Source organism: Flavobacterium cryoconiti (assembly GCF_048158645.1).
Classification (GTDB): Bacteria; Bacteroidota; Bacteroidia; order Flavobacteriales; family Flavobacteriaceae; genus Flavobacterium; species Flavobacterium cryoconiti.
The window spans coordinates 236,558-259,627 of sequence record NZ_JBLNKW010000002.1 but is presented as its reverse complement, the minus strand read 5'-3'; the positions used below and the strand labels follow the sequence as shown (position 1 = coordinate 259,627).

Here is a 23,070-nt window from a genome sequence, read left to right as displayed (position 1 = left end):
AAAATAAGTCAAATTCTTAATAAATAATTACAAAAAAAACATGAATTTAGAAAAAATATTAGCCATTTCTGGGAAACCGGGCTTATACGTATTAAGAGTACAAACGCGTACTGGGTTTGTTGCGGAATCATTATTGGACGGAAAAAAAATTACAGTGAATTTAAAAAGCAATGTGAGTTTATTGTCGGAGATTTCTATTTATACGTATGAAGGCGAAAAACCGTTAGCTGAAATCATGCAAAAAATTGCTGATAAAGAGAACAAAGGGCAAGCAATTTCGCATAAAGAAGAGAATGCGGTTTTATTAGCTTATTTTAAAGAAATTTTACCAGATTATGATGAAGAAAGAGTATATCCTTCTGATGTAAAGAAAATTTTGAATTGGTATAATATGCTTCAAGCAAAAGGGTTAGTTACTGACGAAACACCGGCTGCTGCAGTTGCAGAAGAAGTTGAGGTTACAGAAGAAATACCAACAGCAGAAGTTGAAGCTCCTGCAAAAAAAGCAAAAGCTAAAAAAGAGTAATTTCAATTTTAAATAATATTTAATCCTGTTCAGTCATTTTCTGGACAGGATTTTTTTTATTTTTACAAAAAACCATTTCAATATGAATTCAAGAAAAGACCAGCTGCAAGCTTTCGAAAGATTATTAGATATTATGGATGATTTGCGGGAAAAATGTCCTTGGGACAAAAAGCAAACTATGCAAACTTTACGTCATCTTACTATTGAAGAGACTTACGAATTAGGAGATGCTATTTTAGATAATGATTTAAATGAAGTCAAAAAGGAGTTAGGTGATTTGTTATTGCATATTGTTTTTTATGCTAAAATAGGGAGCGAAACGAGCGATTTTGACATGGCCGATGTTTGCAATGAAATTTGCGAAAAGTTAATCCATCGTCATCCTCATATTTATAGTGATGTAGTGGTAAAAGATGAAGAAGAAGTAAAGCAAAACTGGGAAAAACTAAAACTGAAAGAAGGTAAAAAGTCTGTTCTTGAAGGTGTACCAAAAAGTTTACCCGCATTAGTAAAAGCAAGTCGAATTCAAGATAAAGTTAAAGGAGTAGGGTTTGATTGGGAAGAATCCCATCAGGTTTGGGACAAAGTTCAAGAGGAATTGGAAGAATTGCAAGTTGAGGTTGAAGAGGGAGATCAAGATAAAATTGAAGCCGAATTTGGAGATGTTTTATTTTCGATGATAAATTATGCCCGATTTCTTAATGTAAATCCCGAAGATGCTTTGGAACGAACGAATAAAAAATTCATCAAGCGCTTTCAATATTTAGAAAGTAAAGCAGGAGAATTGGGGAAACCATTAATGGATATGACTTTGGCTGAAATGGATGTTTTTTGGGAAGAAGCGAAGCGCCTTCCTAATAAATAGGAATTGGAAATCTATGATTTCCAAATACCTTAATTTTGGGAAGAAGCGAAGCGGCTTCCAAAATAAATAGGAATTGGAAATCTATGATTTTCAAATACCTTAATTTGGGGAAGAAGCGAAAAAATTATAGTGTTCAGTATTAAATAATTAAAATTACCCAATGCCAGAAAATAAAACCGAGTTAAAACGTTCTTTAGGATTAATTGATGCCACCAGTTTAGTTGCTGGTTCTATGATAGGATCAGGGATATTTATTGTTACATCAGCAATGGCAAGAGATATTGGTTCTGCAGCTTGGTTATTAGTTATATGGCTAGTTACGGGTATTATTACAGTTGCTGCAGCATTGAGTTATGGGGAATTAGCTGGAATGATGCCAAATGCTGGAGGGCAATTTGTTTATATTCAACGCGCTTATGGAAGATTAGTTTCCTTTCTCTATGGCTGGACAGTTTTTACGGTAATTCAAACGGGAGTTATTGCAGCCATTGCAGTTACTTTTGCTAATTATGCCGCTATTTTTTTTCCTATTTTAGACCATACACTTTTTAAAATAGGCGCTAGTTTTATTTTTTCGTACCAAAAAGTATTGGCAATTTCAAGTATACTATTGCTTACGTATATTAATACGAAAGGAGTAGAAAGCGGAAAAACGGTTCAATTGGTTCTTACTTCGGCTAAATTAATAGCGCTATTTGCATTGATTATTTTGGGATTGTATGTTGGTTTACAAACGGATGTTTTATCCAATAATTTCACAAACATGTGGGAAGCCAGTAAAACAGTTGTAAATCCTGACGGAACAATTACCGTCACAAAATTAGCGGGAATGGCACTTTTAGGTGCTGCGGGTGCCACGATAATCAATTCGTTATTTTCTAGTGATGCTTGGAATAATGTCACTTTTATTGCAGGAGAAATCAAAGAACCCAAAAAGAATATTCCACGAAGTTTGTTTCTTGGAACATTGATTGTTACTGTTATTTATGTTTTGGCAAATCTGGCTTATCTAGCTTTGTTACCGATGCACGGAACTCCAAATGCAACCGATATTGCCAGTAATGGAATCATGTTTGCCAGTAATGATAGAGTTGGGGCAGCTGCAGCAAGTATGATTATGGGAAATGTTAGCGTTTTTGTGATGGCCGCGTTAATCATGGTGTCCACTTTTGGATGCAATAGTGGCTTGATTCTTTCGGGAGGAAGATTGTTTTTTGCAATGGCAAAAGACGGATTATTTTTTAAACAAGCAACTGAATTAAACAAAAATCAAGTTCCTGCCAAGGCATTATGGGTACAATGTATTTGGGCTTGTGTACTTTGTATTTCTGGAAAATTTGGAGACTTATTAACGTATGCGACTTTTGCATCGTTATTGTTTTATATATTGACGATTTTGGGCGTTTTTATCCTTAGAAAAAAAGAACCAAATGCAGATAGACCTTATAAAGCGTTTGGTTATCCATTTGTACCGGCACTTTATATTGTGGTGACTGTGGCAATTTGTCTCACCTTACTGATTTATGATACGTTCAATACGGGGTTGGGATTGTGTATTGTGGGTCTAGGAATTCCAGTTTATTATTTTGTAATGAACAAGAAAGAGTAAGTTATTCAGCTAGTTTTTTTAGTTTGTTGATTTCTTTCAAAACTATCTTTTTTCCTGATAATTCAATTATTCCCAGTTTATTAAAATCAGATAATAATCGAATACAGCTTTCGGTGGCAGTACCAATCATACTTGCTAATTCATCTCTTGAAAGTTGGATTTTTAAGGAATTATCTTCATTTTTTCCAAAGGTGTCATGTAAATAAAGAAGCGTCTCCGCTAATCTTTCTTTAACGGTTTTTTGGGCTAAATTGACCATGTGATCATCTGCTTCTTTTAAATCTCCACAAATAGTTCTCATGACATTCATAGAGAACTGATTGTTTTTATCAAAGTATCCCATTACTTCCGACTTTGGAATAAAACAAACCTCCATGTCTTCAAGAGCAACAGCACTTAGATTCACAGGTTCGTCACTAATCATGGAACGTTGACCTAATAATTCTCCTTTAGTTACCAATTTTACGATATGGTCCTTACCATTTGGACTCAGTTTTGTGAGCTTGCAAATACCATCCTTAACACAATAGATACCATTGACATTTTCCCCTTCTTCAAAAATCACTTCCCCTTTTTTAATAGTGTGAGATGTTTTGCAGTCAGAAAGTTGTAATAATTCGTCTTTAGTAAGTGCTTTTAAAGAGCTAAATTCTCTAACGATACATTGTTCGCATTTGCTCATAATTGGAAGGTATTTTAAATCTATTACAAATTTAGACATTTATATGACATATATCATATTTTTAACTCATTCAATTTGTCACCTTTGTTTCAGGTAAAATGAGCAAATTTATGGACACACAAAACTGTTTCCATTGTGGATTAGATATTATAAAAGAAGATGAAATTATTTTTGATGCCAAAAATTTTTGTTGCAACGGTTGCAAAACCGTGTACGAGATTTTTAGCCTCAATGATTTGACTTGCTATTATGATTTTGAAAAATCCCCTGGAGCAACCCCGCAAGAAATTAATGGTAAATATGATTTTTTAGATAATGAGAGTATTGTATCCAAACTTTTGGAATTTGAAGAAAATTCAACCGCTATTATTTCACTTAGTATTCCTCATATACATTGTAGCTCGTGTATTTGGATTTTGGAAAATCTACAGCGTCTTCAAAAAGGAATAAACACTTCTCAGGTTAATTTTCCTGAAAAAAGAGTCCGAATCACTTTCAATCCAGAAGTTGTTTCTATTAAAGCTATTGTTTATTTATTGAGTTCCATTGGTTATGAACCATACATTAGTCTTGAAAACTATGAAACGGGAACTAATAATGTCGATAGAAGTTTAACGTATAAATTAGGGGTCGCTTTCTTTTGTTTTGGAAATATAATGTTGCTTTCATTTCCAGAATATTTTGAAGTTAAGGAATTTTGGCTGGACCAATACCGAGACTTTTTTAGAGGAGCCATTTTTATATTATCATTACCCAGTTTTTTCTATTCAGCTAGTGGTTATTACGTTTCGGCGTATAAAAGTATTAAATCTAAAATGCTCAATATCGATATTCCTATTGCTTTGGGAATTATAGTGATGTTTGTGCGAAGCACTTTTGACATCTTTATGAATTACGGATCTGGATTCTTCGATAGCTTAACAGGATTGATTTTCTTTATGCTTTTGGGTAAAATGTTCCAAATCAAAACCTATAGTTTTTTGAGTTTTGAAAGAGATTTTAAATCTTATTTTCCAATAGCAATTACCAAGATTAATACCGATGCTACTGAAGAAAGTGTTGCTATTTATGAAGTTCAAAAAGGCGACCGATTACTCATTAGAAACCAAGAATTAATTCCTGTTGATGGAATTTTAATTTCAGAAAAAGCAGAAATTGATTATAGTTTTGTCACTGGAGAAGCGATTCCTATTACTAAACTATCAGGCGATAAAGTATTTGCTGGCGGAAAACAAATAGGTAAAGTAATAGAAATGGAGGTTTTACATTCAGTTTCACAAAGCTATTTGACACAATTATGGAGTAATGATGTGTTCCAGAAAAATGTAGAACAAAAACACAAAACTATAACGGATAGAATTTCTCGTTATTTTACGCCCATACTTTTATTAATTGCGTTTTTTGGATTTGGATATTGGATTTCTATTGATGCGAATATTGCTTTCAATGTGTTTACAGCTGTACTGATCGTTGCCTGTCCATGTGCATTGGCATTGACGGCGCCATTCACTTTTGGCAACGTATTGCGAATTTTAGGAAAACAGAAATTCTACCTCAAAAACGCTTTAGTTATTGAACAATTAGCTAAAGTCGACACTATAGTTTTTGATAAAACGGGAACTATTACAACTAATAAAAAGTCGAATATTTCCTATGAAGGTGATGCACTTTCTGATGAAAATTTGCTGCTGATTAAAAATGTACTTCGGGCGTCGAATCATCCATTGAGCAGAATGTTATATGATTATTTGCCTGTGCCAATCTTGCAAAACAAATCAGCAACGGAAACTAAAAAATTAAAAGTTGATGCTTTTGAGGAAATCACCGGTAAAGGGATTCAAGCACATATTTTTGGATACGAAATTCAAATTGGTTCAGCTGCTTTTGTAAAAAGAACAGAAAAAAATAATATTCAGCAAACTTCTGTCCATATAAAAATTAACGGTATTTATTATGGAAAATTTATTTTCAACAATCAATATAGAGAAGGGTTAGAGGAACTTTTTAAAAATCTAAGCAGTAAATATCAAATTAAGGTTTTGTCAGGCGATAATGAAGGGGAAAGGGCAACATTAGAAAACCTTTTGCCGAAAGGCACGGAATTAATATTCAATCAAAAACCGGAAGAAAAATTAGAATTCATTAAAAAATTACAAGAAGAAGGCAAAAATGTGATGATGGTGGGGGATGGATTGAATGATGCCGGAGCTTTGGCGCAAAGCAATGTTGGAATTTCAATTTCTGAAAATGTGAATGTTTTTTCACCGGCCTGTGATGCTATTCTGGATGCTAGTGAATTTCAAAAATTAAGCTATTTCCTGAGACTTTCTAACAATGCGATAACAACTATAAAGATGAGTTTTACGCTTTCACTTTTATACAATGTGGTTGGATTGTCATTTGCCATTACAGGAAATTTATTGCCTTTGGTAGCGGCTATCATTATGCCTTTGAGCACAATAACTATTGTAAGTTTTGTGACTGTGATGAGTAGCTATTATGCAAATAAAAAATAGAATTATATAAGTTTTTGAACTGCGCTTTCACATATTTTTAACATAAAATAAGAAGTATGACAAATGTCATATTTTACTACAAACCGTAAAAGTAACTTTGTTAACACAAATTAAGGTATGAGTGTCATTTATTTATTAATCTCCATCAGTATAATAGTCGCTATAGGGTTTTTTATTGCTTTTATAAGAGCGGTAAAAACCGGTCAATATGATGATGATTATACGCCATCAGTCAGAATGCTTTTTGACGATGAGCTTTTGAAATCAACCCAAAAAGAAGAGAGACCAGAAAAACAAGATGAGAAGTAATTGAATCTGAAAACTTCAATAACTTTTAGCCTTAAACATTAAACTTTTAAATTAAAACAGATTTAATTATGGAAATGCAGCAGTTTTATTATGACAACAAAATTGTAAAAAAATTCATTTACGCAACCATCGTCTTTGGAGTTGTAGGGATGTTAGTGGGGCTTACATTAGCCTTTATGTTCCTTTTCCCAAATATAACTGATGGAGTTTCGTGGTTGAGTTACGGTCGATTAAGACCTTTACACACGAATGCAGTTATCTTTGCTTTTGTGGGAAATGCAATGTTTGCAGGGATTTATTACTCTTTGCAACGATTGTTGAAAGCCAGGATGTTCAATGACTTTTTGAGTAATCTTCATTTTTGGGGATGGCAATTGATTATTGTTGCTGCAGCCATATCATTGCCTCTTGGGTATAGTTCTTCAAAAGAATATGCCGAATTAGAATGGCCAATTGATATAGCAATTGCACTAATTTGGGTTGTTTTTGGTATCAATATGATTGGAACCATTTTAAAACGTAGAGAGCGCCATTTGTATGTTGCGATTTGGTTTTATTTGGCAACTTTTGTTACTGTAGCGGTTTTACATATTTTCAATAGTTTAGAATTGCCGGTGTCACCCATGAAAAGTTATTCTGTTTATGCAGGAGTTCAAGATGCATTAGTGCAATGGTGGTACGGACATAATGCGGTTGCGTTTTTCTTGACAACACCTTTCTTAGGATTAATGTATTATTATGTTCCAAAAGCGGCGAATCGTCCCGTGTATTCTTATAGATTATCTATTGTTCACTTCTGGTCATTGATTTTTATTTATATCTGGGCAGGTCCTCACCACTTGTTATATTCAGCGTTGCCTAATTGGGCACAAAATTTAGGAGTGGCTTTTTCTATCATGTTGATTGCACCATCTTGGGGTGGAATGATAAACGGACTTTTAACTTTGAGAGGTGTTTGGGATAAAGTGCGAGTAGATCCAGTTTTAAAATTCTTTGTTGTGGCCATTACCGGTTATGGAATGGCAACTTTTGAAGGGCCAATGTTATCGTTGAAAAATGTAAATGCTATTGCGCATTACACGGATTGGATTATTGCTCACGTTCACGTTGGGGCGTTAGCTTGGAATGGATTTATGGCTTTTGGTATGATATATTGGTTGATTCCCAGAATGACTAAAAGTACTTTGTATTCTCTTAAATTAGCTAATTTTCACTTTTGGATCGGGACTTTAGGGATCATTTTATATACAATTCCAATGTATGTTGCCGGGTTTTTACAAGCTTCTATGTGGAAACAGTTTAATCCTGATGGAACTTTAACTTATGGTAACTTCCTTGAAACTGTAACTCAAATTATGCCAATGTATTGGATGAGAGCTATTGGTGGAACTCTTTATTTAATTGGGATGTTTTCTTTAGTGTATAACATTATTCAAACCGTTAGATTAGGGTCTAAAATCGAAGATGAATTGGCTGAAGCTCCTGAATTAATAAAAATTAGCTCAGGAAGAGTTAAAGGAGAGAAATTTCACCCTTGGTTAGAAAGAAAACCTATTCAATTGACAATCTTAGCAACTGTTGCTATTTTAATTGGTGGTGTTATCCAAATTGTACCTACGATTATGGTCAAATCGAATATCCCAACAATCGCCAGTGTGAAACCTTATTCTCCACTGGAATTAGAAGGACGTGATTTATACATTCGTGAGGGTTGTGTAGGGTGTCACTCTCAATCTGTTCGTCCTTTCCGTAGTGAAGTGGAACGTTATGGACCACAATCTAAAGCAGGAGAATTTGTATATGATCATCCATTTCTATGGGGGTCAAAACGTACAGGTCCTGATTTATTGAGAGTAGGAGGAAAATACAATGATAACTGGCATTTCAACCACTTTTGGAGCCCTCAAAGTATATCTGCAGGTTCTATTATGCCAGGTTATAAATGGCTTTTTGATAATAAACCGATGGATATTTCTCTAACTCAAAGCAAGATGAAAGCCATGGTTACACTTGGTGTTCCTTATACTGATGCTCAAGTTGCAAATGGGTTGAATGATTTAAGAGCGCAAGCTATTAAAATTGAAGAAAGCTTGAAAAACGATCCTGACTTTGTAAAAAGTTATAATGATAGCAAGAAAAAAGCAGAAGCAAGAGGAGAAAAATTTATTCCAATGAATGAAAGAGAAATCGTAGCAATGATTGCTTACATACAAAGACTTGGAACGGATATTAAAGTAAAAGATATTGCTAAAAAATAAAAGTCATGTTCGAACAAATTAAACACAATATGGAAACTATCGAGGGAGTTGCGATATATCCAATCTTATCCTTATTAATCTTCTTCGTCTTTTTCATTGGACTTGGAATTTGGGTTTTCTCCTATAAAAAAGACAAGATTACTGAATTAAGCCAAATCCCTTTGAACGACAATTAAATAGTATAATTTTTTAAAATTTAGAAAATGAAAAAATTAATTCCAGCATATGTAAGAGTTCCGGTTGTTTTCTTTGCTGTATTTGGAGCAATGGAGTATTTTATTGACTCAGGTGATAGACCGGCTTTTATAAAATTCCCAATGGTTGCTGTCTTTTTGTTTGTATTTCTATTCCTTTTAATAGCGATAGAAATTACAATGAGCGCAGTTGATAACATTACCTATCAATTGATGACGGAAGAACAGAAACAAAAATTGGAAAATGTTACTTCGATTAGTTTTAAGGAAAAAGCATGGTTCATAAATCTGATGAAAAGCTTAACCAAGTCAGTACCATTAGAAAATGAAAATCAATTACTATTAGAGCATGACTATGACGGAATCAAAGAGTTAGATAACAATTTACCGCCATGGTGGGTTTATTTATTCTACGCTTGTATTCTTTTTGGAGTTGTTTACATGGTTCGATATGAAGTTTTAGGAGCTGATAATCAAGAAATGGAGCTTAAAAAAGAAGTGGCTCAAGCCAAAATTGATATTGCTGAATATATGAAAACTGCTCCAGATTTGATGGATGAAAAAACAGTTGTTTTATTGACAGAGCCTGCAGATTTAGCGGCTGGGAAAGAAATTTTCACAACGAATTGTGTGGCTTGTCACAGAGCTGATGCCGGAGGACAAATTGGACCAAATTTAACAGATAACCATTGGATTTTGGGTGGAGGAATCAAGAATTTGTTTCACACTATTACAAATGGAGGCCGCGATGGAAAAGGGATGATTGCCTGGAAAGGTACTTTGAAACCAAAAGATATTCAGCATGTTGCCAGTTATGTATTGTCTTTACAAGGAAGCAATCCAAAAGATCCGAAAGCACCTGATGGTGAAATTTGGGTTGATGAGAATGCTCCAAAAACCGATGCTGCTGTTGCTTTAAAAACAGATAGTACTCAAGTTAAAAAATAAAAAAATGTCAAAATTACCAGACGAAGCTTTTAGAGATACTATCGGAACGATTGACGAAGAAGGAAATCGAAAATTTATTTTCCCTAAAAAACCTTCAGGTAAGTTTTATGATTATAGAAAGTGGGTCAGTTATTTTTTGCTGATTGTTCTTGTTGCCAATCCTTTTATAAAAATTAACGGCAATCAGTTCATGATGTTTAATGTGTTGGAAAGAAGATTCAATATTTTTGGATTTCCATTTTGGCCACAGGATTTTTATCTTTTCGTTCTTTTTATGATTGTTGGAGTCGTATTCGTGATTCTTTTTACGGTGATTTTTGGACGAATATTTTGCGGATGGATTTGTCCACAGACTATTTTTTTAGAAATGGTTTTCCGCAGAATTGAATATTGGATTGAAGGAGATCGTGGTGCCCAAATTCGTTTGGAAAAGCAAGAATGGAACGCTGAAAAAATCAGAAAAAAAGGACTTAAATGGACCCTGTTTCTAATCATTTCCTTTTTTATTGCCAATGTCTTTCTGGCGTATCTTATCAGTAGTGATAAGTTGTTTTTAATGATTGAAGAAGGACCTGAAAACCATGTGAGCACTTTGGTTTCACTGTTGATTTTTACCGGAGTTTTCTATTTTATTTTTGCTTGGTTTAGAGAACAAGTTTGTATTATAGCCTGTCCTTACGGAAGATTACAAGGCGTTTTGTTAGATGATAAATCGATAAATGTTGCATATGATTTTGTCCGTGGTGAAAAAGAATTAGGAAGAGCTAAATTCAACAAACAAGAAGATAGAGCTGTCACTGGAAAAGGAGATTGTATTGATTGTAAACAATGTGTGAATGTTTGTCCAACAGGTATTGATATTCGAAACGGTGTTCAATTAGAATGTATCAATTGTACAGCTTGTATTGATGAATGCGATACGATTATGGACAGCGTTGGATTGCCAAAAGGCTTAATTCGTTACGCATCAGAAGATGAAATTGAGAAAAAAATCAAGTTCAAATTCACTCCAAGAATGAAAGGCTATTCCGCTGTATTGTTTATTTTGACAGGAATTTTAATAGGATTATTGTTTTTACGGACGGATGTTGAGGCTAGTATTTTGAGATTGCCGGGACAATTGTTTCAACATAAAGGAGATAACATCAGTAATATCTACACTTTTAAAATTATCAATAAAACCAACGATGATTTTAATGATATTCATTTCAAATTAGTTGGAATAAAAGGAACCTTAAAAGTAGTAGGAAAACAAGATTTCAAAATTCCTAAACAAGGTATGAATGGAGGAACTCTATTTGTAGAAATCAATCAAAATTTATTAGACAGCGATAAAACAAAATTAAAAATTGATGTCTATAATGGTACTGAAAAAATTGAGACAAGTACAACTAGTTTTTTAAGTCCGCGAAGTTTTGATTAGGAAATTAGTTTAGGATTAAAATATATAAATAAAATATCATGAAATTTAATTGGGGAACAGGAATCGTCATTGCATTTGGTCTATTTATGACCTTCATTTTATATTTTGTTTTCAAAGTTCAATCAGATTCAAAATATGATAATGAGTTGGTTGTGGAAGAATATTACAAGCATGATGTTCATTTTGGGGATGAGATGATACGAATTCAAAACGCACATGATTTGGCTCAAAGGCCAATAATAACGACTACTTCAGATGGGGTTACAATTGTATTCCCGGATGTATTTGTTCCAAAAAATATTAAAGGAAAAGTGTCCCTTTACAGACCGTCGACTAAAAAATTAGATTTTGAAATTCCAATTTCGCTATCTAATCCTACTTTGCTCATACCTAAAAAAAGTTTAGCAGGCGGTCGTTGGGACATTAATATGGAATGGCAATATGAAGGTAAACCCTATTTGACTAAAGAAACAATTTACATCAATTAGACTTAAACAATGCTTTACACGGCTTTCATTTTCGGTTTAATAAGTAGTTTTCACTGCATAGGAATGTGTGGACCCATTGCTATGATGTTACCCGTAGATAGAACGAATCAAGCAAAAAAAGTCACCCAAATTATCACCTATCATTTAGGAAGATTAACGGCATATGCTACTATTGGTTTTATTTTTGGATTACTGGGTAAAGGTTTTTTTATGGCTGGTTTGCAACAGAAATTATCCATATTCATTGGCATTGCCATGATTGTTATCGTTTTAATTCCTGATAAATTATTTGCTAAATATAATTTTTCGAAACTAGTTTTTAAAGTAATCTCTAAAATTAAAACAGCTTTAGGAAGTCAGTTCAAAAACAAGAGTTACAAATCATTATTCACTATTGGTTTACTCAACGGTTTTTTACCTTGCGGAATGGTTTATGTTGCCTTGTTTGGTGCCATTGCAATGCAAAGTGAAAGTCTTGGAGTTTTGTATATGATCTTATTCGGATTAGGAACAGTTCCTATGATGAGTAGCGTAGTCTATATTAATTCATTTTTGACAGTTCCTATTCGAAACAGCATCCAAAAAGCAATTCTTTATGTTGCTGTAGTTATTGGCGTATTATTTATCTTGAGAGGATTGGGATTAGGAATTCCTTATATTTCGCCATCCAATATGAGTTTGTTTGTACAGGCAAATCCTAATTGTCATTAATTTTTAATTCATAGTATATAAATAAAAGCACGCCATTAAGCGTGCTTTTATATTTTTTAAAGAGTAACAATCGCTAAATTGTCATCGAAAATAATTCGGTTTCCGGAGCTTTCCTTTTTAAACGCAAATCAAATGCCATACAAATATTGCGAACATAAGGTTTTCCTTTTTCAGTAACCTGAATTGTATTGTCATTTATAATTACTAATCCATCGTGTTCCATTTCCTTTAATTGAATTAAGACTTCGGGAATTTCATCAAAATATCCTTCGTTTTTTTGCCAGGAAGTTTCAAATTGACACATTAAATTCAAGATGTGTTTTCGGATGATAAGATCTTCATTAGTCAATAAATGACCTCTAAAAATAGGTAGCTTATCCCATTCTAATATTTGATAATAGTCCTCCAGATTCTTTACATTTTGAGTGAAACTAAACCAACTGTCACTAATAGATGAAACACCCAATCCAATCATTAATTGAGTTTTTGAGGAACTGTATCCCATAAAATTGCGATGCAATTTCCCGTTTTGAAAAGCGTCATACAAACTATCCGTTTTCAAAGCAAAATGATCCATTCCTATTTCATAATAGCCATTTTCATATAATAACTTTTTGCCAGTTTCGTACAACATTCGTTTTTTATCATCTTTTGGAATATCTTCATCATTGAAACCGCGTTGCCCATTTCCTTTAATCCAGGGAACGTGGGCGTAACTATAAAACGCCAATCGATCGGGCTGTAAAGATTTTGTTTTCTCAATGGTATCGATTACATCTTCAATTTCCTGAAATGGCAATCCAAAAATGATATCATGACCTATTGAAGTATAGCCGATTTCCCTTGCCCAAAAAGTAACTTTTGCCACATTGTGAAAAGGCTGTTCTCTATGAATTGCTTTTTGAACTTTTTCAGAATAATCTTGAACGCCAAAACTGACTCTACGAAAACCTAAATCATAGAGTTTTTGCAAATGCTCATGTGAAGTATTGTTCGGATGGCCTTCAAAACTAAATTCATAGTCTTTTGCTTTGTTAGCATGCGAGAAGATTCCGTTTATTAAATCCTCCAGATTTTTTGTAGAGAAAAATGTGGGAGTTCCACCTCCCAAATGAATTTCTTTTATAGTTGGTTTTTCTCCAAGGATAGTACAATAGATAGCCCATTCTTTTAAAAGTGCTTCAATATAAGGATGCTCAACACTATGATTTTTTGTAATACGCTTGTTACAACCACAAAAAGTACATAAGCTTTCGCAAAAAGGCAGATGGATATACAAACTGATTCCTTCAGCACTATTACTGGTTGTAAATGATTTTTTTAAACTTTCAACCCAAGTTTTTTCCAAAAAATCAGTTTCATCCCAATAAGGAACCGTTGGATAACTTGTATATCTAGGTCCAGGAACATTGTATTTTTGAATTAGCGAGTTTTTCATGATGAAGTCATTTTGCATAATCAAAAGTAGCATTACTCCTAAAAATTTAAAATGATAATTATCATATTAAAAATAGCATTTAAAAAAAAGAGACTGTCTTTTTGAACAGCCCCTTTTAGCGAATAATAATTAATAGTTTAGGAAATACAATCTGTAATAATTTTTGTCCATTTTTGTGCCAATACATGGTCTTCGTATAAACATTCTTGGTCGATTATTTCGTTTTCAATAGTGTAGAATTGAACCAGTTCTTTTTTATGGGCTTCTTTGTATCCAAATTCAAATTCTATTTTTATGATTTTAGCCGAATTGTTTTCAGTCGTCGCAACCAATTTGCAAGAATCAATATCATTTAAATTAACAAAAGAGACTTCTTCTTCCGGAGCGTTAAAATCCATTAAAAGAAAGCCTTTGTTTTTTTGGTCTAAAGCCAATACTTTTTTGTTTTGGGTTTCAGTCAATTCAAAATTGAAATGATTATTTTGACCGTATTTTTTCTTTATTTCCTTGATTTTATTCTTGTTAATGACATTTGAGCGAAATACAAAGAAGAGCGGAATGCCTATTAAGATTGTTATTATAAGGCCTATTATAGTTACTGATGTATCCATTTTTTTTATTTTTTTTGAGTTATTTGTAAAGCATGATAAATTCGATTGAAAACCAAATGGAATCCATTCGAAAAAGAAAGATAAGTGCATCTTCTAATTACGGAATCAGGGCTTTAAATCACCAAAAATAATGGAAAGGAAAGAGTAGGAGCGACACCATTTCACATCGATTGATGTCTTGTTTCGCATGACGGGAAAAGAATTTTAAGACCTTAAAATCCGGAATTGCAACTTGAAAATTTTCAAGATATTTTGCAATTGTATAATCGATAGTTTTATAATGGAATCCAACTATATTACTCGCATGGGGTTGAATAAAAACCGAAGAATGAATGGGGTCTGCAGAAAAGGAAGTACTGGTTTTTTCTATTTGAATTTTTTCAATAGGAGATTGGTTTGCATTAAAAGCAAATAATAAAACTATTGAAAGTCCAATAAAAACAAATGTTTTCTTAATCCAATTCATTTTGCAAATTTAAAATTAACAGCCGACTTTAGGTAGTTTTTTCTGATAAATGAAAGTTAAAATTTTAAATCAGGAAACTCTTTTACATAAAAAAACCTCGCACTATTTAAGAGCGAGGTTTGTTATTTTAAAAATTGCTGAAAATTATTCTATTTTCAAATTTCTCAATTGTTTTAATTTTTCTTTCCAAACATCAAGACTTTCTTTGTGAATAGCGATATTTTTACGAACTTCTAATACAATGGAATTTTCTTTTTTTGCATTTCTGGTATTGGTAAAAAACTGAATGTTATTCTCCAGTTGGAAAATTTCATTTTGTACTTCCTCAATTTTACGCATTAGGAATATCTTTTCGTTATCCAGTTTGCGCGTATCGTTACTTTCTGATAAATTGTCCATTCTATTGGAAAAACGGATCATATCAGTGTCTTTTTTACTCAAACTCAATTTTTCAAAAAGTGCATCCAGAATTTTATTGAATTTTCCTTCAATGTGTCTTCTTGGGAAGGGCACTTTTCCAAAGTTTTTCCAAGTTTCAATATGTAATTTTATAGCATCTAAATCAGTTTTGTGATCACCGGTCAATTGGTATTCTCTTAATGTTTCTAAATAGGCTTTTTTATTATCAAAAGCTTCTACTTCTTCACCGTTTTCTTCATTTTTTTGCTCTTTTAATTTGTCAAAATAATGATTACAGGCATCTTTAAACTCTTTCCAGATTTTATCCGAATATTTTCTTGGTACATGACCTATTTGTTTCCACTCATCCTGAATTTGCTTCATGATAGGGGTAGTCGCAGCAAAATCAGTACTTTCCTGTAGTTCTTTGGCTTTAGCAACAAGCGCTGTTTTTTTGCTTAAATTGTCGTTTTGATCTTTCTTAATATCTTTGTAAAATGAATTTTTGAAAGAATTAAAATTTCTAACGGCAGTTTTAAAACTGGCCCAAGTTTCCTCATTTACATCCGATGGTACTTTTCCGGCTGAAAAGAAAGCAGCTCTTAGCGCTTCAACTTTTTCTATTTGTGCCAGCCATTGTGAATGCGCATTTACTTTCTCAGTAGCTAAAACTTCAATTTTAGCGATAATTTCTTTTTTCTTTTCTAGATTTTCAAGTTCCGTTCCTCTTTGATTTTCAAATAAAACTTCACGTTTATCATGCATTTGTTTAGTCAAATCACTAAACTTATTCCAGATTTCATCACGATGTTCTCTAGAAACTGGTCCAATATCTTCTTTCCAGATTCTATGTAAATCCTGTAATTCTCGGAACGCTTTATTGACATCGGCTTCTTTTACCAATTCTTCAACTCGAGCTACAATTTTTTGTTTTTGTTCTAGATTATGTTTGAAATCCAAGTCTCTCGCTTCTCGGTCAAGATGCAAATAGTCATAGAAATTTTCCACATGAAAATGAAAATTATTCCAAACGTGATTGTATTTATCTTTCGGAATTGGTCCCGCATTTTTCCATCGCTCTCTTAAATCATTAAAATGTTTTAAGGTGTCTTTGATGTTTTCCTGTGGATTGATTAATTCTTTCAATTCCTCAACAATAGCCAAACGATTTTCTAAATTGGTTTTTAGATTGGTTTGTAAACTCTTGAAATGTGTATTTTTAGTATCTCTGAAAAGAGAATAATATTTGTCAAATTGGGTTTTTAATGGAGAATGGTATTGGAATTCTTCATTTGGATCTTGATTTTCAGCAAGAAATTCTTCTTTTTTCTCTTCAAGAAGATGGTTGTATTTAGCTAAGAATGCTTTTTTAATTTCTTCGATATGATCCTTTACAGACATCACTTTTTCATTGGTAACTAAATTTTTCAGTTCTTCTACCAGTTCTTCAAGAGATAATGTATCGTAATCCTGCATCGGAATATCATGACGTTCTTTCAACGTGTCATCTTCGCTTTCTTCAGCATTTGCCTCTGTAATTGCGTTTAATACCGATTGGTTTTCAGTTTCTATAGTAGGTTCATCATGAGTTAACTCTTCCCCTGTTAGGGTTACAACATTTTCGTCAATAGAGTGAACAGCTACGCTATCGTTATTTTCGTCAATTGTTTCAGTTTCCATAATAGTATCTGATTGATTTAATTCAAGTGAATTATTCTCTAAACTTCCATCTGCTTCCAGCAGGTTATCATTCTTTTCTTCTAACATTTTTTCAATGTGTAAGGTTTTTATTTTTTGTATCGAACACGAAAGATAGTGAAGGAGCATGAAATTACAAAATAAATCCTTTATTTAGAGTCGTTTTATGTTAAAATTTTCTTTTTTTTGAAGCAATTTCCTGCTATTCGCTGTATCTTTTTTATCCGCCGAAAAAGCGGATAAAAAAGGATGCCGCTACCATCAGGGCTAGGGTTTTGGCAATTAATCAGGATTTTTTTATTTACTACAGTACAATATTTTAAACAAAAAACCACTTTTTTTAAGTGGCTTTTTTACTTACATAAGTACGTGTACGAAAAATGAGATTTTTCTATTATTTATTCCAAATTTTCCAAGCTTTCTCTGCTTGAAAAATAAGCATGTCTAAACCATTTTTTATTTGGGCTCCTTGTGCTGCGGCTCTTTTAAGGAATTGAGTTTCAGCAGGATTGTAAATCAAATCATAGGCAATATGCTTATCCGTGAAAAACTCATACGGAATCAATGGAAATGCATCCACATTAGGGCTCGTTCCTACTGGAGTGGAATTTATGATTATTTGGTAATTATCGAATGTCGTTGCGTTGATTCGGTCATAATCAATAGTATCTTCCTTGGCTTCTCTGGAAACAAAAGTATATAGAATACCTAGTTCATCCAAAGCAAAAGCCACCCCTTTAGAAGCGCCTCCTGTTCCTAAAATCAAGGCTTTCTTATGGTGTGGCTGCAATAAAGGCTCTAATGATTTTTTGAAACCATAATAGTCTGTATTGTATCCTTTTAATTTTCCTTTTTTAGTAATTTTAATGGTATTTACCGCACCAATTTGTGTTGCGTTTTTAGATAATTTATCAAGAAATGGAATTACTGCTTCCTTGTACGGAATCGTAACATTCAATCCTTTTAAATCCGAAGTGTTTTTAATTATCTCCGGAAAAGAGGATATTTCAGGAATGTCAAAATTTTCATAGGTACAACCTGTGAAGTTTTCGTTATTAAATTTATCGGTAAAATATCCTTTTGAAAAAGAATAATTAATGTTGCGTCCTAATAAACCAAAACGTTTTCTAACTATGTCAACCATTATTTTTTATGTTTTGCTATGTAATTTTGTACCATTTTCTTTTTCCAAACAACAGGGAATAAATCTTCTAAAAGAATATAGTTGTCAAAATTCAATCGCAAAGCATTACTTAAATGGAACTTTGCTTTAGTGTTTTGTCCAATCATAAAATACAATCCGGCTAAACGGTATTCTACTTCGTTCTCTTCCGGAAAATATTCAGAGGCTTGTAATAAAGTTTGAATAGCACTTTCAAATTCGCCTAAAAATTGTAGAATATCCACCCAGAATAACCAGGTGTCTAATCCGTAATCACCAAATTCTACTGCTTTTCTATATCCAAACTCAGCTTCTTCAAAGAAGTTCATTTGTTTATTAATGGTCGCAAATCGTTTCCAATACAAACGATTTTGGTTGTCAATGGCTAATGCCTTGTTGACAAAAAACAGCGCTTTTTGGTAGTTTTTTTGACGCACATAAAAATCAGTTATGGCAATCCATCCTTTGTCTAAAAGGGGATCTTCATGAACCGTTTTATTGAAATATTTCAATGCTAAAACTTTGTTTCCCAGTTTTTCATAACATTTTCCCATACGGAGTAAAGCATAGGAAGTCGCATCATCTAATTCGATGGTTCTGCTGTAACTTTCGATAGCTTCGGCGTATTTTTTTAAACGTTCGTAAGCTTTGGCTTTCTCCATGAAAGCACCAAGGAATTCATCATCGATTAGAGTAGCATAATCAAAGGCGCGAATCGCATTTTCATATTCTTTTACACCGTAATGCAAACGACCTAGTTGGTGCCAGGCAATTTCGCTGTATGGGTTTTGGTCAATGTATTTATTCAAATAGGTAATAGCCTCTTGATTTTGATCTAAAAATTCAAAACAATACACAACGTTATATAATGCTGATTGGTCTTCCAGATCTTCTTCCAGACATTTGATAAAGCTTTCTTTTGCCATTTCCAGATTGTCCATAAAAAGATATTCCATACCTATTAAATTATAGACATCGGCATAGTCATCGGTATATTGTAATGCTATTTTCAACATCTCAACGGCCTTCTCGTGCTGGTCTCTTTTGGAACAGATATTGGCTTTTTGAATATAAATTTCTTCATTGGTTGGTTCAATGGCGTACAACTCATTCAATAGCTTTTCAGCTAATTCGAGTTTGTCATCATATACAAGCATTTCCACCTGGACTAGTTTTAGTCCGGTAGATTTTGGATGTTGCTCCAATGCCAGTTTCAGCGCTTTTTTTGCCAAAGCGGCCTTACCCATATCGAGATAATGAAGAATAATTTCTTCAAATTCTTCGGAGTCAAAAAAGAGCACTTTGTTGGTTTTCAACATGGACTCAAATTTAGACAATGATAAGTTATAGTCTTCTTCTTCGTTGCTTAATTGCATACTGTGTGTTTTTAATTTGGCCTAAATAAATTTAGGGAATCGTGCGTGTACTGTGAGGGAAAGTTAGAATTGTTGTGAACAATTTAATTAACAAAAAAGCTTTGGTTTAATACTGATGCCATAGCCCCGATTACTTCACTGTCTTTTATTTTAATTGGAGTTCAGTGAACTTCGTTTGAAGTGAAAATCCTTTCCTGACCTGAACTTGTTTTCAGGTTACTGAAACTCGTTCAGGTCAGGAAAGATTGCAACGGATAGCGGGAAATAGCTCATCATTGCGATATTTTTAAATATTCTTGTTCAAAATTTCATTCATTACTTCAAGTATGATGCTGCAACCTTCTCGTATTTCTCCTTCAGAAATGGTTAGAGGAGGTGTTATTCTAATGGCGCATCCTTCAAACAGTAACCAGAATAAAATGAGTCCTTTGTCTTGACATTTGAGAATCACTTCGTTTGTTATATCGGCATTTTTCGTCATTGCAGCCAGCATTAATCCTTTTCCTCTTATTTCTACTATCAAAGGATGTACCAAAAGTGTTCTGAATAGCTTTTCTTTCTCCATTGTTTCGGCCATGAGATTGGTCTCAGTAATTTCCTGCAAAGTTGCCAAACAGGCTGACGCAATGACAGGGTGACCTCCAAAAGTCGTGATATGTCCTAGTTTAGGATTATCGCTCAACAAATCCATCATGGCAGATGAAGCCGTAAAAGCACCTACAGGCATGCCGCCGCCCATTCCCTTTCCCATAACGACAATATCAGGAACGACATCGTAATTCTGGAACCCAAAGAGTTTTCCTGTTCTCCCAAAACCCGGTTGGATTTCGTCGAGAATCATAATCGCACCCACTTCAGTACAGCGTTGGCGCACTTTTTTAAGGAAATCATTGTGTGGCTGAATAAATCCGGCGCCACCTTGAATGGTTTCCAGAATTATTCCTGCTGTTTTAGTCGTTATTTTTTGTAAATCTTCTTCGTTGTTGAACGTGATAAAATCAACATCTGGAATCAACGGGCGAAAAATCCTTTTGCGTTCTTCAAATCCCATTACACTCATAGAGCCCATAGTATTTCCGTGATAGGCATTGTGGCACGAAATCAATTGGCTTCTTCCCGTGGTCCGTCTGGCGAGTTTTAAGGCGCCTTCAATAGCTTCGGTTCCTGAGTTGACCAAATAGGTTTTGTCTAAAGGCGCTGGCAGGAGTGAGGCTAATAGTTTGCAATACTGAACTGCGGGACTTTGGGAATATTCGCCATAGACCATCACGTGTGAATATTTGTCTAACTGATCTTTGATGGCTTGATTGACCCTCGGGTGTTGATGTCCCAATGCGCAAGCGGAAACTCCGGCCACAAAATCCAAGTATTTTTTATTATTGGAATCGTAAATGTATGAACCTACTGCATGCGACACTTCCATACCCAATGGATAAGGGGAAGTTTGTGCTTGGTATTTTAGGAAATCGGTATTCACTGGATTTTGTTTAATCGTTTAATTGTTTATTCGAGAGAACTGTAATCTAAAAACGGTGACTGAACATTAAAAACTGACCACTGATTACTTACTTTTCCCTTTCTTTTTATCATAGTTCAATGTTTCCTTTCGGATTTTCATCGGAACATCTTTCTTTGCTTCTTCGGCTTTAGTTGCTTTGGCTATTTTATCGTTGTCTTCATTTTCTTCAGGAGGAAAAATATCGTCTTTGGATTTTATTCTTTCATCGCCACGCCAGACTAAACCCCGAAGTTTTCGTGCGTTTTCAGGCAAATCTTTTTCGGGATAAATATCGCCATCCACTTGTTGGAAAAAGGTAATAGTTTCTATCGTTTTTTTATCAAAAATTATATTGATTTTACTACTCACATTTTTGTTGATTCCAATGAGTTCTTTGGCATCATTTCGCATATAATAGATGACTTCGGTGTTTTTTATAATATCCACATCATGTAATTTTCCTTCCTCAAATTTCCCAAAGAGATTTTGTCCTTTTACCTGATTATACCCCGTTCCCAGCGTATCTTTCGAGACCAGAAAAGTATTATTGAGGACTTTGAGCGAATCGAGCGCTTTGGTGTTATTATTTCCAATAAGATGCATGATGTCACCTGTAATCTGGTTTTCACCATTCCAAAGTATTGGATTTCCTATCAGTTTTGTTAAAGCTGTTTTGGAACTCGAATGTATCGAATCACATTTACCGCTCATATCCGTTTTGTAAAAGCGAACATTGTTGAAAGCCCGAATAATTCGATTCCCTTCTTTACCGGTAACCATTAATTTTTTACCATGAATATAAACTGAGTCATTTTCGACAAAGTTTACCGCCACAGCTCTTTTGGTTACAAACATCGAATCTTGATTTTTATATATTTCGGCGTAATTTCCTTTAACAATTCCGCGATTGATGGAATCCATTATTTTTACATTCCGAGTTGCCGATGCAAATTCCCTGTTTCGGTCATAATACAAACTATCTCCTTTTATAACCCGATCATCGTATCTTATATAGGATTTATTGAGAAAATGAGCTAGATTTTTTTTGGTGTCATAAAATCCTTTTTCGGTATAAATATAATTGGCTTTGCTGGTAATTGTGGAAGGCCCTAAAAGATAGGAATGCCCCGAATTGCTGAAATAATCCAAATGATTTGTTTTAATCACATACTTTGGATTCGTAATAGTAACTGCCGTAAGAAATTGGAATTTTTTTTCAGCTACATAATATTTTCCGGATTTACTTTTTAAAGTATTATCCTTATTTACGATTGTTCCGGGTGAATTATAAAATACTTCCTGAGTGTTTCTGTCAAAGTTTATGGTGTCTGTAGCCAATGTCGCATCCGGAGAACTCATAACTGCACTTCCAGTAGCAAATGCTTTTTTTACATTTCCATTATATTCAGCATATTTACTGTTTAAAAATAAAGTGTCTCCTTGAACTAATTGTACATTTCCAAAAGCTTTAATATAATTTTCATTTTGAAAGTAATAGGCTTTATTACAGGTTAAAACTACTCCATCATGGTTGACACGAACATTTCCGGTTAGTAAAACAGCATCGGGTATTTCAACTTGATTAACATCAAAATAATCAGAATGTTCTACAACAATTTTTTTGGGTGCTTGTGCCAAAACCAAATTAGTGCAAAGTAAGAGTAAACAACAACGAATGAAAAATAGCGGTTTCTTCAATGGATTTATTTTTTGTCAAATTTATGAAAAAGGAGACAATCCTAATCCATATTAGGATTTATTTATAATTACATAAAATCTGGCATAAAACTATTGCTGCTTGTTTTTAAAGTTATCAACAAATAGTGATACTCTTTCGTTGTAGTATCCGTTTTTAAAAACGATTCTTTTTAATTTTAAACGATAGCGGTTTCT

At 33.6% G+C, this 23,070-nt stretch carries 20 protein-coding genes; 11 read left to right on the top strand and 9 right to left on the bottom strand.

The window, feature by feature from the left end; translation table 11 throughout:
* The first annotated feature begins 40 nt into the window (after positions 1-40).
* From ACM55H_RS04060 to ACM55H_RS04050, 3 genes are all read left to right on the top strand, one after another.
* Positions 41-526: a DUF5606 family protein gene (locus ACM55H_RS04060; protein WP_416835285.1), complete on the top strand. Its 486-nt coding sequence runs from the start codon at positions 41-43 to the stop codon at positions 524-526.
* A gap of 82 nt (positions 527-608) precedes the next feature.
* Positions 609-1,391, top strand: a complete 783-nt coding sequence (gene mazG / locus ACM55H_RS04055) for a nucleoside triphosphate pyrophosphohydrolase (RefSeq protein WP_416835284.1) — start codon at positions 609-611, stop codon at positions 1,389-1,391.
* Between the two features lie 160 nt (positions 1,392-1,551).
* Complete coding sequence (locus ACM55H_RS04050) at positions 1,552-3,000, top strand: APC family permease (protein WP_416835283.1); 1,449 nt, start codon at positions 1,552-1,554, stop codon at positions 2,998-3,000.
* 1 nt (position 3,001) lies between these two features.
* Here ACM55H_RS04050 and ACM55H_RS04045 read toward each other — a convergent pair whose 3' ends face one another.
* Entirely contained in the window at positions 3,002-3,682 is a 681-nt protein-coding gene (locus tag ACM55H_RS04045) for a Crp/Fnr family transcriptional regulator (RefSeq protein WP_416835282.1), read from the bottom strand.
* 110 nt (positions 3,683-3,792) lie between these two features.
* Between ACM55H_RS04045 and ACM55H_RS04040 the strand changes: the two genes are divergently transcribed.
* The 8 genes from ACM55H_RS04040 (at position 3,793) to ACM55H_RS04005 (ending at position 12,529) form a co-directional block, all read left to right on the top strand.
* Positions 3,793-6,198 carry a heavy metal translocating P-type ATPase gene (locus ACM55H_RS04040; protein ID WP_416835281.1) on the top strand — a complete coding sequence of 802 codons (2,406 nt, stop codon included), beginning with the start codon at positions 3,793-3,795 and terminating at the stop codon, positions 6,196-6,198.
* 117 nt (positions 6,199-6,315) lie between these two features.
* Entirely contained in the window at positions 6,316-6,507 is a 192-nt protein-coding gene (ccoS, locus tag ACM55H_RS04035; RefSeq protein WP_039109622.1) for a cbb3-type cytochrome oxidase assembly protein CcoS, read from the top strand.
* Positions 6,508-6,575: 68 nt separating this feature from the next.
* Positions 6,576-8,765, top strand: coding sequence for a cytochrome-c oxidase, cbb3-type subunit I (gene ccoN, locus ACM55H_RS04030; protein ID WP_416835280.1), 2,190 nt, complete (start codon positions 6,576-6,578; stop codon positions 8,763-8,765).
* Positions 8,766-8,770: 5 nt separating this feature from the next.
* Positions 8,771-8,941, top strand: a complete 171-nt coding sequence (locus ACM55H_RS04025) for a CcoQ/FixQ family Cbb3-type cytochrome c oxidase assembly chaperone (RefSeq protein WP_082014155.1) — start codon at positions 8,771-8,773, stop codon at positions 8,939-8,941.
* A gap of 27 nt (positions 8,942-8,968) precedes the next feature.
* Positions 8,969-9,907, top strand: a complete 939-nt coding sequence (locus ACM55H_RS04020) for a cbb3-type cytochrome c oxidase N-terminal domain-containing protein (RefSeq protein WP_416835279.1) — start codon at positions 8,969-8,971, stop codon at positions 9,905-9,907.
* Positions 9,908-9,911: 4 nt separating this feature from the next.
* Positions 9,912-11,330, top strand: coding sequence for a cytochrome c oxidase accessory protein CcoG (ccoG, locus tag ACM55H_RS04015; RefSeq protein ID WP_416835278.1), 1,419 nt, complete (start codon positions 9,912-9,914; stop codon positions 11,328-11,330).
* A gap of 38 nt (positions 11,331-11,368) precedes the next feature.
* Positions 11,369-11,818, top strand: a complete 450-nt coding sequence (locus tag ACM55H_RS04010) for a FixH family protein (RefSeq protein WP_416835277.1) — start codon at positions 11,369-11,371, stop codon at positions 11,816-11,818.
* A gap of 9 nt (positions 11,819-11,827) precedes the next feature.
* Entirely contained in the window at positions 11,828-12,529 is a 702-nt protein-coding gene (locus ACM55H_RS04005; RefSeq protein ID WP_416835276.1) for a sulfite exporter TauE/SafE family protein, read from the top strand.
* 73 nt (positions 12,530-12,602) lie between these two features.
* Here ACM55H_RS04005 and hemN read toward each other — a convergent pair whose 3' ends face one another.
* The 8 genes from hemN to ACM55H_RS03965 all read right to left on the bottom strand — a co-directional run bounded on the left by hemN (position 12,603) and on the right by ACM55H_RS03965 (position 22,875).
* A complete protein-coding gene (hemN, locus tag ACM55H_RS04000; protein WP_416835275.1) occupies positions 12,603-13,967 on the bottom strand; it encodes an oxygen-independent coproporphyrinogen III oxidase in 1,365 nt (454 codons plus the stop codon).
* Between the two features lie 137 nt (positions 13,968-14,104).
* Positions 14,105-14,578, bottom strand: a complete 474-nt coding sequence (locus tag ACM55H_RS03995) for a hypothetical protein (protein ID WP_416835274.1) — start codon at positions 14,576-14,578, stop codon at positions 14,105-14,107.
* Positions 14,579-14,696: 118 nt separating this feature from the next.
* Complete coding sequence (locus ACM55H_RS03990) at positions 14,697-15,044, bottom strand: hypothetical protein (protein ID WP_416835273.1); 348 nt, start codon at positions 15,042-15,044, stop codon at positions 14,697-14,699.
* Positions 15,045-15,188: 144 nt separating this feature from the next.
* Positions 15,189-17,210 (bottom strand): DUF349 domain-containing protein, encoded by a 2,022-nt coding sequence (locus ACM55H_RS03985; RefSeq protein ID WP_416835272.1) that lies wholly within the window; start codon positions 17,208-17,210, stop codon positions 15,189-15,191.
* Between the two features lie 325 nt (positions 17,211-17,535).
* Positions 17,536-18,285, bottom strand: a complete 750-nt coding sequence (locus ACM55H_RS03980) for a shikimate dehydrogenase family protein (protein WP_416835271.1) — start codon at positions 18,283-18,285, stop codon at positions 17,536-17,538.
* The gene (locus tag ACM55H_RS03975) at positions 18,285-19,679 is read right to left on the bottom strand and encodes a tetratricopeptide repeat protein (RefSeq protein ID WP_416835270.1); all 1,395 of its coding nucleotides are present in this window, start codon (positions 19,677-19,679) and stop codon (positions 18,285-18,287) included. The genes ACM55H_RS03980 and ACM55H_RS03975 overlap by 1 nt, the downstream gene beginning before the upstream one ends.
* 286 nt (positions 19,680-19,965) lie before the next feature.
* Positions 19,966-21,156: an aspartate aminotransferase family protein gene (locus tag ACM55H_RS03970; RefSeq protein WP_416835269.1), complete on the bottom strand. Its 1,191-nt coding sequence runs from the start codon at positions 21,154-21,156 to the stop codon at positions 19,966-19,968.
* A gap of 84 nt (positions 21,157-21,240) precedes the next feature.
* Positions 21,241-22,875: an OstA-like protein gene (locus ACM55H_RS03965; RefSeq protein ID WP_416835268.1), complete on the bottom strand. Its 1,635-nt coding sequence runs from the start codon at positions 22,873-22,875 to the stop codon at positions 21,241-21,243.
* Positions 22,876-23,070 lie beyond the last annotated feature (195 nt).